The following is a 12,547-nucleotide window of genomic DNA, read 5'->3' as shown; positions in this document are numbered from 1 at the left end:
GGCCCTCAAGTGGCCGCCGGCTACTTCGAGTTCATCTCGATGGCCATGGCCCGGTCGAACCGGCCGTCGGCCAGCACCTCCCAGCTCGGCAGTGAGGCCAGGTACTGGTAGAAGGCCGAGTGGACCTTCACCGTCGCCAGCGACTTCAGGTCCTCCTCGGTGACGTCCTCCTCCGCGAACACCCGCGAGTCCTCGTCGTTCACATGGCCGTTGATCCGGCGGGCCGCATTGGCGTACGCGTCCGAGCGGATCTGGCTGATGTACGTCTGAGACCCGTCGGCGCTGCGCAGCTCGCCGTCGCCGCCGACCGCGAAGTGCTCGCGATCCTGTTCCAACTCGGTCTGCGCCGACTTGTAGGCCTCACCGATCTCGATGTCCAGGCTCTTGACCTTCGCCGAACCGTCGGGGTTGACCAGCATCTCCTTGCTGATCGTCCCCTCGGCGTAGAGCAGGCGCTGCCGCTCGACGCTGACCGCCTGACTCTCGGCGACCGCAACCCCGACCTCGACGTTCTCGATGAACTGGTCCTCGTCGAACATGCTCATCCCCTCGTACGCGTCGGGGTCGACGACCACCGGAGCGTTGGGGTCCTGGCCATCGTCGACCGTGGTCATCGTCGTGATGACCTCCATGACCTCGTCGGCGTAGACATCCGGGTCCAGGCGCTCGATGTCGACCTCCTGGTAGCCGTAGATCTCCTTGTACTGCGCCTTCGCGGCAGCGGCCTTGACCGCCTGCCGCATGCGCTTCTCCAGCATCTTCACGAAGTCCGGCTGATTCATCCGCACGTCGAAGTCCATGGCACTGGACAGCGTCGGGATCGTCTGCAGCGAGTAGGTGTGCCCCGGATGCTTGATCGTGTTCCCCAGCAGCCGGAACGACATCGGCAGGATCGTCTGGTTGCGGTTCCAGATCGGCGCGTCGCCGGCCCGGAAGACGATCGAGTTGCGCGGCGAGAGGAAGGCCATGTCGTTGTAGCTGATCAGCGGCTCCTCCTTGGTGTTCATCGTGTAGGAGACCCGGCCCTCGGTCTTGCCGCCGATGACCTTGTCGAGATCCTGGCTGATCTGCTTGCTGTCCCGGTACGACCGGTGCGTCTTGCCGCTCATCTTCTCCAGCGTCTCGATCATCGAATCGTCCGTGGACTTCAAGAAGACGATGTTCGAGGTGTTGCCCTGCACGATCTTGTCGACGCTCTCGCCGTAGACGTCGCGCAGCTGCTGCAGGGTCTGCAGGATGAGCGTGAACTGCTGCTCCTGGCCCAGGCCGATGGAGAGCATCGTCTCGAAGCCGTCGATGCCCTTGCCCTCCGACTGCAGGTTGCCGAGCTCGTCGAGCATGAACCGCGTGCGGTAGAGCGGCTTCTGGTTCGACTTCGTCATGTACGCCTGGTCTGCGCTCACGTCGAACAGCTGCTTGACCAGGATCAGGATCAGCTTCGCGTACTTCATCAGATGAGGCGGAGTCACCAGGAACAGCGCCTTGGGGGACTCCGAGTAGCGCGACAGCGTCTGCGTGATCGCCCGTGCCTGATACGAGACCTTCTCCGGGTTGCCGCCGCCGGAGAAGTCGAGCCGCGTGTCCGGGTAGAGCGTGTCCCCGGCCTGGAAGGACAGGATCTTCCCGTCCCGGGCGCCGCCCTCACGCACCGGTTTCAGCTCACGCATCACGCCGTTCTTCACGATCTTCTTGCCCGTAACCGGCTCGACCACGTAGTACCGGCCGTTGAGCGAGACCTGGTAGTTCTTCGTGAAGCTGAAGTAGAAGGTCCGCACCAGCATCTTCGTCTGCGGGTTGACCAGCTCCAGCTTGAGCCAGGCTTCGTCGCCGGGGAACTTGCCCTTGAAGTTGTACCGGGCCCAACCCTCGCGGCCGACGATCTCCTCGTGCTCGAAGTCCCCCCCCAGGTTCTCGGCGAACATCGGGTCCGCGTAGGCCGACCACACGGCCTGCTGACCGACGAGGTGGTCGCGCTTGACGTAGTTCGGCGCGAAGCGCACGCCGAGGCGACGCGGGAAGCTCAGGCCGGCCAGGTCAGTGTTCTGCGAAGGCTTGCCCGAGGTCAGCGTCGAGATCGTGGGGTCGGTGAAGAACGACATGGCGGTGATCGCGATGCCGTACACCGAGGCCAGCATCTTCTCCGCGCCGGCCATCGAGCGCAGCGCGTTGTGGGCGTTGCCCACCAGCGTGCGCATGTTGTTGCGGGGCAGTTCCTCGCTCGCGTTGAAGTACAGGCTGAGCATGTCCTGATCGGCCTTGCCCTCCCACATGAAGGCCTGGGCCGCTGCCTTCTCCTGCTCCTCGGCCAGGGCGGCCTCGTTGTTCTCGAACTCGCCGGCCTTGACCCGCTTCTCCAGCTCGGCCTCAGGGTTCTTGATCTTCTTCGAGCTCATCTGCACGAAGAGCTGGTAGCAGTTGTAGAGCGTGCCCTTGCCCCAGAGGTCATCGAGCTTCTGCTCCAGCAGAGCCGGGTCCATATTCAGCACGGCTGCGGCGCTGCGCAGCTCCCGTTCCTCCTCCAGGTAGAAGTCGATGAGTCCGTAAGCCGCGCGCTTGAAGGCGTTGTTGGCGGCATTGGGCCAGACCGGGTCCTCGCCGCCGTCGAGCGGAAAGAAGATCCCGGCGATGTTCTCCACGTACAGCGCGCACTTGGTGAAGTTGCCCTCACGCGCCGCGTCGGCTGCCAGCCCCAGGGGGTTGTAGATGTCGGTCTTCATGGAGTTGATCAGGTTGAACTGCACCGGCTCGAACCCGCGTGTGACCAGGGGAACGTAGTTCTTCACCAACAACTCGCCCTTGGGGTCGTTGATGACCATGTTCGAGGGCTTCTTCTCCCGCGACCACATGTCGATGACCGGCTCGATGTACGTCTGGCCCTTGCCGGCTCGGGTGATGGCCAGCACCATGGTGTTCACCGGCGCGGTATCGACCACGTACGCCCCGGCCGGGCGCTGGACCTCGTACGCCGGGAACGTCCAGTCCTCCTTGATCAGGTGAGCGACGGTCTTGTACGTGTCCGACTCGAAGCCGAGCTTGTCCCGGTTCTTGCCGTCAGGGTTGTACGGGATCCGCGTTGTGTCGTACTTCTGACGCAGCATCTTGTCATCGGGGAGCCCGGATGCCTCGAACAGCTCGTCGCCGAAGTCTTCGTCGATGATCGGCAGGGTCTGAGTCAGCGGATTGCCCTCGTCGTCGTCCATGACCTCGCCGGCGTAGTAGACGAGATTTCCCTCCTCATCGATGACGTCCTTCTTGGCGCGCTGGACGACCTCGACGGTGCCCAGGCCCTTCTTCTTGAGCATCATGTGGCTGAGCATCGAGCTGACCTGCACGCTTGAGTGAGCACCGGCGTCGGGGAACCAGTCGTAGTTCTGCTGGATCTCTTCCGGCAGGGAGATGTGCTGGTCGTTGTGGTACTGGTTGATGTCGCTCGTGGTGTTCATCAGGTTCGCCGCGGCGACCTTCCGCGAGAACCACGTGCCGATAATGAGGGCGACCATCAGACCCGAGCCGAACGTGATGAAAAGCTTGAACCCCGAGACGTCGGCCAGCTGCTCGCCGACCGTCGTCGCGCTCTTCTTGGGCTCAGTCGGCTTCTCGGCGCTGGGCTTGCCGTCCTTCGCCGCGGTGTACCAGCTGGGGACCGGAACAGCCTCAGCGCTGGGGTAGCACTTCGCCTTCACGTCCGGGTTGCCGTCCTTGGTTAGGGGCCGGTAACACTTCACGACCGAGCCGCCCGCACCCGTCGTGGTGTCCTGGACGTAGTACAGGCTCGGCTTGCCGGTGCTGCTGCCGCTGTCGGACACACCCGAACCCACGGACGTGCCCACCGAGAGCACCGCCGTGGCGATGAGCGAGTAGAAGACCCAGGCGACGATGGTCACCAGCACGCAGGTAATCACCGCGATGACGATGCCCGGTCTGGTCGACCTCAGGGTCAGGAACGTGCTGCGGTCCAGCTGCTGGTTGTCGTGGACGTCTCGGTTCGTCAGCGTCTCGCCGGGTGTCCGTGCCGAGATCTTGTCCCAGCTGCTCGCCTTCGGCCGTGCCGCCTTCCGCCTGTTCGTGGCCATCGTGATTCCTTACTCTCGAGCCTCGCTCGTTCTGCTGTCCAGTGCATCTGCCTGCGCAGACGACGACGGCGCATGGGGAACGCGCCCCATGCGCCGTCAGATCACCCCGTCGGTCATGACCGGATCGCTCAACGGGTCAAGACCACCCCGACGATGAAGCCGGCCGCGCCCATCAGGAGCGAGAGCGTGATGATCATGACGACGAGGATCTTGTTCGAGCGGCCCTGCATCTCGGAGGCCCGCGCCAGCTCGTTGGCGTAGGACTCCTTGTCGGCCTGCATCTCCGTCAGGCGCCCCTTGTACCGCCTGGCCACTGAATCCTCGACCGTCGACAGCTGCCGGAGCAGGTCGGTGGCCCGCGCCACCTGGGAGTTGGTCTTCTCCTTCTCCAGATCGAGGTTGTGCTGCCACTCGGCGTCCCGAGCCGTCATCTGCGTGATGGCGTCCTTGCGGTTGCGTTCGAGCTCATCCTCCATCCGGCGGATCCGGTCGGCGTGCTCAGAGCGCACCGACTCCAGGAGGTCCTGCTGCTCCCGGCGCAGGACGCCGATCTCGTCTGTGGTCCGCAGATGCTCGGCCAGCGTCTCGGACTGGGCGATGTCGGCCTTGCGGTTGTCGTCGACGATCCGCTGGATCTCGGACTTCCACTGGTTCAGGCGCTCTTCCTCGGCCGCCAGGTACTCCGATTGCCGTTCGGCCAGCACCTCGAAGATCCGCGTCTGCCCGGTCTGCATCTTCAGCGTCGCGTCCGAACGCCGGACCCGCAGGATTTCCTGCTGGTTGTGCGCGTGGGTGTCCTCGATGTCCCGCTCGATCCCGGCGACGGAGTCGATCTGCTCGCGCTCCATCTTCGAGCGGTTGCGCTCCTTGTACTGCAGTTCCGCCGAGAGCGCCGCCTGCTGGGCCACCTTGGAGGCCTGCGACTCGTAGTCCTTGGCGATCTCCGCCCGGCGGGCCCGGATCTTCTCATCCTTCTCCGCCTGCCGCTGGTGGTGCTCGGCCTCGGCGGCGTCCTGCAGCAGCTTGTACCGGGAGCCTGCGCGGTCGGTGGCCACATCGCGGATGACCTGCTCGGTGTGCACCGACATGAGGTTGACGTAGAGCGCACGCAGCTCATCATCGTGCGCGGAACGGAACTGCATCAGGTCTGCGTTGGCCTGCCGGTTGAGCTGGGCGACCTGGTCCCCGAGCCACTCCGTCGCGCCCTCGGGCACAGCGATCTGCACGACCGGCGCGCCGATGGCGAAGGTCGCGTTGAACTCATCGAGCCGGACGTCCAGGTCCAGCTCCTCGGAGAGGAACCGGCGGGCGATGACGTCGCGCACCTGGGCCTGATCGGCCAGCAGCACAGTGTCGCCGGCCTCCTGGTAGTCGCCCTCGATGCCGTAGCCGGCGTCGGTCTCGTCGAAGCCCTCGTAGCCGGCCACCTCGTCGCCGTCGTAGTCCGGCGCCGACTCGACCGGGACGGTGCCCGCGTCGTCGATACCTGCGGCGTCCTCGTCGAACATGGGTGCGTCCGCTCGTTCATCCTCGTCGACGACGTCGCTGAAGAGCGGCTCGTCGTACAGGCCCTCGTCAGCCCGCTCGTCACCGGGGATCCCGTCGAAGATCGCATCGCCCTCGTCCTCCCCGAGGACCGCGGGGGCAGCGGCTCCAGCCTCGGCGACCAGGCCGCTGTGCTCTTCCCATGCCTTCTTGCCCACGGCTTCTTCGAGGCTCGTGGTACCTGCAGCGACAAAGCGCGCCTGCGCGAAGGTCGCATCGTTCACCAGATCGACGAGCAGGTCGCCGCTGGGCTTCTGCCACACGACGGCCCAGGCGTAGGTGGCACCGGTGAGTAGCGAGTACTCCTCCATGCGTGCGAGAGTCTCGTCGGTGGGGATGATGCCGAAGACCTCCTCTTCGAGCATCTCCGCTGTGGCCACCGTGCGGATCTGGTCGGAGCTGATGAGCTCGATGATCGAGCCCTTCGCCTCGTCCCGGCCGTGCCGCTTGCTCAAGCCGCCGACCGAGTCGGCTGCGAGCACGAGCATCACCCAGGCCGTACCGCTGGGAAAGACGAACCGCGTGTTCGACCGCAGCAGCTCGATCGCCGCCGGGATCGCCGTCTCTCTCACCACGGAGGCCAGAAGTTCGTCGGGCTTCTTCTTCCGTTCCTTCTTCTGGCTGACCGCTGCCGTTCCCAGAATGCCCATTGATGCGCGATCCCTTCGCTAATAGAACACAGTTCGCCTGGTTTATTAGTATCTTATCGCCGCCCTATCTAAGTAGGCAATAATAGGGTATGAATGTGCTATCGATTCGCTAGTCGACTCGTTCCCGCTGTCCTCGACCGGCTCATCGCACCGCGCTGACCTCGACGTAGGCGTCGGAACTCAGCAGGTTCTTGTCGTCACTGACCAGGTCGCCGACGACGTCGATGCGGATCCGTCGTTCCGCGGGGTGCTCGTTGAGGAAGGTCGCCACCGCGGTGGTGACCTCGTCGGTCAGCTTCGCCACAGCCGCACGCGCACCGCCGGCATCAGAGTCGGTGTCGCCCTTGTCCTCGATGAGGTACTGCAGGACCCTCGCATCGACGTCGATGCGCACGTTGTGCTTGACGAACACCTCCTGCACCATCTGGCGCAGCTTCTTCCGCACGATCTTTTGCTGCGTCGGCAACGACAGCGGCTGGAAAGGCACGATCGCGTCGATACGGCCCAGCAGCTCGGGCGGAAACCGGTTGTCGCCAGCCGTTGAGGAGATCGAGCGGCGGATGAGCTTCTCGTACTCCAGCAGTTGCTTGCCCGACCCGGTGTCGTCCGCCGCGTACTGCGAGATGTCCTTGTAGATCTCCGAGCCGGCGTTCGTCGTCAGCACGATGTAGGTGTTGAGGAAGCTCACCTCGCGGTTGTTGTCGTCGTTGAGCCGGCCGTCGTCGAGCACCTGCAGCAGTACGCGCGTGACCATCGCCGAGGCCTTCTCGACCTCGTCGAAAAGCAGCACCGCGTGGGAGAGGTCCCACACGCGCTTGGTGAGCTCAGCACGGAACGCCGCGAACGACGAGTCCTCGGCGTACTCCGTCATGTCGAACCGGATCAGGTGCCGCTGGTCGTCACCGAACAGCAGTCGTGCCAGCTGCTTCGCGAGCTCCGTGTTGTGCGTGACCACGAACTGACCAGCCTGGTAGAGGTGCTCCTCGCCGTTGACGTAGATGCACGACGAGCTCTGCTGCCCCGGCAGCTTCTCGATCGACGCGATGCCGACCATGTCGAACTTCTTCACGCGCTTACGACCCGAGGTCTCGATGACCGCCCGCCGTGCGATCTCGTGCTTGCGGGGGAGGGAGAAGAACCGGGCCTTATCCTCGTTGCCGACCTTCACATGCACGTTGTACTCGGCCAGTTCGCGCCCGCCCTCCTTCGTGCGTATCCACGATTTGACCGTGTTCGAGACGCCGAGCGAGAACAGCACCTCCCTAAGGTCCTCCGTGAGCCCCTTGGAGAACGTCGAGTACGAGACGTTGAAGCGGTCGTTCGAGCCGCCGATCGATCCGTCGGTGTCGAAAAGGCCCCGCACCAGTGCCCACCGCTGCTGTACCGATCCGTGTTTGTACCTCTCCGGGATACGGCGCTCCGCCGAGCGCGCACCGATCAGATCGGGAACCGAGGCAAGCACGTCCTTCGTCTGGAACAGCGAATCGCGGCGGTCCTCCACCGGGCCAACGCCGACAGGGAAGACCCAGCTGTAGTTGTGCCCGTACGACTTCGGCGCCGATCCCAGCCATTCGCCCACCGTCCACACGGTGTGGTCGGCGTCGTCCCCGCCAGACGAGAGCGTCAGCTGCGTCTCAGTGAGGCACCCGTTGCCGATGAGGACGCCCAAGACGTACGGGTCGACGTCGAAGTCCTGCTCCGGCCAGTGCACCGGTCCGTTCGCCGGGACGAAGAACTTCAGATCCTCCCGAGAGTCGCCGGGGTAGGTCCGCACGACGCCACGCTCGAACATTTCCTGCGTGCTCAGGACCATCGGCGCGACGTCCTTGCCCGCATGCTTCTTCGATCGCTGCTTGGCTGTGTAGACCGTCCACAAGTGCGGTCCTCCAACGTCGAGAATCCGGCCGTCCCAGAGCGTGACCCGGTAGACGTCCTGCATGCCCTGCGGGAAGTGTCCGAGCACCTCGACCGGGAGACCTTGGCGACCGAACACTCTGTCACCCGGGACCAGGTCGCCGTGCAGCTTCCAGGTGGTCTCGCCGTCGCTCGAGTAGACAGGAACCTGCGTCGAGTCGATGCAGAATTTCCCCGTTCCCGTCGATCCCGTGAACAGCAGGCTCGCCATCGGCTTTCCCCTGTCGTTGAGGTCCGCCACCGACAACTGCAGACGACGCGCCACCGCGCCGGTCGCCCAGTCCTGACTGAACACCTTCTCGTCCAGCTGCTTCTTGATCTTCGCGCCGTCGACCCGGAATGCGACGTTCACGTTCAGGGACTCCATGAGCACGTCCGAGAGCAGGTCCCGGTCCATCGGCCGGTGCGTCAGGCGATGCCAGCCGACCATGGAGTCGAGCACGAGGATCGACTTACGCGGCTGGGCGCTGGCCGGCATGTAGCGCTGGGCGTACTCGTAGATCTGCCGGAAGATGTGGTCGTCGTAGAACTCGTCGGCCACGCCGTACCGTTCGGCCATGCCCTGCAGGATCTTGATGGTCGTCGCCTGGTCCGGCGGGTTGAGGTTGATGCGCTGCAGACGCTCGACAAGCGGCTGGTTCGGCGAGATGTGCTTGTGGAACTCCTCGTAGGTCGTCGCCGCGATGATCCTGATGCCTCGGGTTCCCGAGGCCGCGAGGACCGGCTTGATCGCCTCGACCGCGGCGTCGGAGAGCTGGATGATCTGGTGGAACTCGTCAATGAAGAGCACCAGTTCGCGCTTCTCGTCCTTGACGAAGCCCTCGGCCTCGTCGAAGAAGCCCTTGAGCTTCGCGGCCATGTTCTCGGCGGTGCCCGCCTCGGAGATCATGCGCGCCGGATCCACTTCGAGGTAGAGGCGGTCCTTGTCCACCAGCATCGTGGCTTGAACCAGGGCGGTGTTGTGCGTCGGCACGAACCCGGGACCGCACAGGTACATGTGGTCCTCGTTGTCGACCTGGATGCACTTACCCGGCTGGGTCGGCGCGGGGGAGATATCCGTGATGTAGAGCCACTCCTGGGTCGAACGCGTCGTGCTCGGCACGCGAGCAGCCTTGCGCGGCAGACGGAACACCTGCTGCGCCGTGGTGAACACCATGCGGTGCCGCAGCTTGCACTTCACGAGCGCGCCGTGGACGTCGCGGTATCCCGCAGCGGACTCCGTACGGTTCACCTTGATGCCCAGCGAGCGGATCAGCTCCTCGGCACCAAGCGCCAGCGTCTCATCGGAGGAGGCCAGCTCGCAGATGCCCTGTTCGTCAATCGTCCCGTCCGTATCCATGAGCCCCTGCAGCAGCGCCAAGCGCTGCTCGATGGACCCACGCAAGTAGACGATCGGGATGTGCTTGCGACTGAGCACACCGACCTGGCGCAGCTGCGCCCGGAGTCCTTCGGTACCCACGGTCTTGTCATCGCTCGTCAACCGATGCGGCTTGTAGCCCGCCACGTCGATCTGCTCGATCAGGTGGTCCATATCGGACAACGTCTCGCCGCCGGCAAGCAGATCGGACTGCGTGAACGTTCCCTTCCCCACTGAACCGTCGCCGAGCCACGCTCCGAGGACGTAGGGATCGACCAGTAGATCGGCCTCCGGCAGATCCAGGGGCTCGGTGACGCGAATGGAGAACCGGCGGCGCTTGCCTCCCGCGCACAGCACACCGGCGTCCACCATCTGCTGGGTCGTGAAGACCGACTCCTGCAGTTCGCCGTTGGTACCCCACGACGTACGGCGGAAGACCTGCTCGGACAGCGCCTTCAGCGCGATCTGCGTATTGAACTCGTGAACATGCACCGTAGAGACCCGAGTGCCGCTCTTCCAGGTCTGTTCCGTGGTCCGTGTCGCATCGCGCGGCTCCACACCCTGCTTCGACAGGTACGTGTGCAGATCCGTGGGCTGCCATGTCACGCCCTCGATCTCGCTGATCAAGTTGATCAGTTCGCCTGCCGTGGAGAACTCGGGGATGTCGCCCTTTGCCAGTGCCAGGAGAGCCTCCCTGCGGACCTGGACACGATCGCGACGCGCCTGCGTGGTCGCGACATTCGTCGGATACGACTCCGCCCGTCCAGAGACAGACGCCACCAGCCACTGGTGATCCGCGCAGGCGGTGACCACCTGACCGTCGCTCAGTGCGATGTCGTACAGCAGCGGCGTCTCGTCGACCTCGGAGACGTAGGAGACCCTGGTCGGCTTGCCGTCGCGACCGAGCACGAAGTCGCCGGGCTGCAGATCGCCCATCGTCGTCCATCCAGACGGCGTCGGAATCGGCGTGCCCAGCGGCAGCAGCTTTCCGGTGCCGGCTTCGGCCAGCAGGAGCGCATTGCACAGCTCAGGCCGCCTCATCGAGGCCAGCAGCTGCATCGTCTCGTGCTCACGGCCGACGATGTCGCGCTCGGCCTTCTTCAGTGGCTCCGAGAGCTTGGACAGGAGTGGGTAGCGCTCGTTGAGCTGTGCCTCGTGGAACATGCCGCGCAAGACCTCTCGACTGGACTGAAGATGCAACTGGAAAATCAGCCGAAATCCTATCAGTAGTCGCATTTGATAGGGCATTGAATGGAGAATGCAAAAGGCGCCGGAGTCCAATCCTGGGCCTTTCGTTCCGTGCACTGGTCGCGGGTCGCTCACCCTCCGCAGTCGGACTCGTTGCCCTCCGGCGTCTGGGGCTGCTCGAACTGGTGGTTGAAGCGCTCGCTGGCGGGGCCTCGTTGCTCCCTCCGTGCCGGCCTTATCCACCAACGCGCCCATGCGTCCGACCAGGTCCGCGCCGAACGAGGGTGAAGCCTCCGCGTGTCCGTGGAGGTGATCATCCCAGGCGTGTTCTGTGCGGTGTGTTTGTGCGGTGGACGTGGTTGAGGTTCAGGCCGGTGACCTGCGGCCGCGGAGTCGGCCGGGCGTGCATGGACCGGATCACGGCGGAGCCGACCACTACGGCGTCGGCGTAGAATCTCCAGTTCGCAGAGAAGCGGATTGCAGACCTCGAAGCCGGACTCGTTGACCAGAAGTTTGAGTAGGCCGCCTACCCCATACCAGTTCTTGACATCCTCCTCGCCCTGAAGGGCGTGGATTCCCCTCAGCCTCGCGGCTGAGACACCCCGCGTGTGCGGGGTGCTGGGACGACTTCCTGCTTCATTGACGACTGCCCGCCCGGAGTATTCCGTTGAGGTCTGACACCGTCTCCACAGGCTGTAACCGCCAGTCCGGCGGCCAGGATGTTGCGAGCCGCGTTGACGTCCCGGTCGTGGGTCGTCCCGCAGCTGCACGTCCACTCGCGGACGTTCAACGGCATCCTCGTCTGGAGAGTGCCGCAGGCCGAGCACAGCTTGGACGAGGGGTACCACCGGTCCACGGTGATCACTTCGCGTCCGTACCAGCCAGCCTTGTATTCCAGCATGGACCGCAGCTCGGTCCAGCTCGCGTCCGCGATGGCCCGGGAGAGCCGACGGTTCTTGAGCATGTTCCGCACGGTCAGGTCCTCGATCACGACCACTTGGTTCTCGTGGACGAGTCGGGTGGTGAGCTTGTGTAGGAAGTCCCGGCGCCGGTCGGCGATCCGGGCATGGATCCTGCCGGCCTTGAGCCGGGCCTTAACCCGGTTCGCACCGTCGCCCCTGGCCTTACGGGCAAGGTCGCGCTGGGCCTTGGCGAGGCGTTCCCGGTCCCTGCGTTCGTGCTTCGGGTTGGTGATCTTCTCCCCGGTGGAGAGCGTCACCAGCGCGGTGATCCCCACGTCGATCCCCACAGCTGCGTTGGCCGGTGCGGGCATGACGGGGCGGTCGTCGCACAGCATCGAGACGAACCAGCGTCCCGCGCTGCCGTGCGACACGGTCACCGTGGACGGCGAAGCCCCTTCGGGCAGCGGCCTGGACCACACGATGGCCAGCGGCTCCGCCATCTTCGCCAGGGTGAGGCGGCCGTCCCGGTAGCGGAACCCGCTGGTGGTGTACTCGGCGGAGCGCCGGGACTTCTTCCTCGACTTGAACGTCGGGTACTTCGCCCGCCTGGCCCAGAAGCTGGCGAACGCCCCTTGCAGGTGCCGCAGCGTCTGCTGCAACGGCACGGAGGACACCTCGCAGAGGTAGGCCAGCTCCTCGGTCTTCTTCCACTGCGTGAGCATGGCCGAGGTCGCGTTGTAGTTGACCCGCTCCTGGCGCAGCGCCCACGCCTCCGTACGGGCCGCCAGCGCCAGGTTGTACACCTTCCGAACACACCCGAACGTGCGCGACAGCTCAGCCGCCTGCACATCCGTCGGATGGAAGCGGTACTTGAACGCCCGCTTCACGTGGCTCGCGGTCACGCTCACAAACTAGCGG

The 12,547-nt window shown here is 64.7% G+C and carries 4 protein-coding genes; all 4 read right to left on the bottom strand.

Translation table 11 applies throughout. The features are described from left to right. Positions 1–20: 20 nt before the first annotated feature. Positions 21–4,073, bottom strand: coding sequence for a type IV secretory system conjugative DNA transfer family protein (locus ACFPIH_RS45295; RefSeq protein ID WP_381184648.1), 4,053 nt, complete (start codon positions 4,071–4,073; stop codon positions 21–23). 128 nt (positions 4,074–4,201) lie between these two features. Continuing rightward, positions 4,202–6,268: a coiled-coil domain-containing protein gene (locus ACFPIH_RS45290; RefSeq protein ID WP_381184645.1), complete on the bottom strand. Its 2,067-nt coding sequence runs from the start codon at positions 6,266–6,268 to the stop codon at positions 4,202–4,204. A gap of 142 nt (positions 6,269–6,410) precedes the next feature. Next, positions 6,411–10,703 (bottom strand): AAA family ATPase, encoded by a 4,293-nt coding sequence (locus tag ACFPIH_RS45285; RefSeq protein WP_381184643.1) that lies wholly within the window; start codon positions 10,701–10,703, stop codon positions 6,411–6,413. Positions 10,704–11,307: 604 nt separating this feature from the next. Further along, complete coding sequence (locus ACFPIH_RS45280; protein WP_381184641.1) at positions 11,308–12,531, bottom strand: RNA-guided endonuclease InsQ/TnpB family protein; 1,224 nt, start codon at positions 12,529–12,531, stop codon at positions 11,308–11,310. Positions 12,532–12,547 lie beyond the last annotated feature (16 nt).

Origin of the sequence: Streptomyces vulcanius (genome assembly GCF_042653945.1) — a bacterium.
GTDB classification, from domain to species: Bacteria; Actinomycetota; Actinomycetes; order Streptomycetales; family Streptomycetaceae; genus Streptomyces; species Streptomyces mangrovi.
Note: the sequence above shows the minus strand (reverse complement) of the source record. Positions and strands in the feature narration are given on the sequence as shown.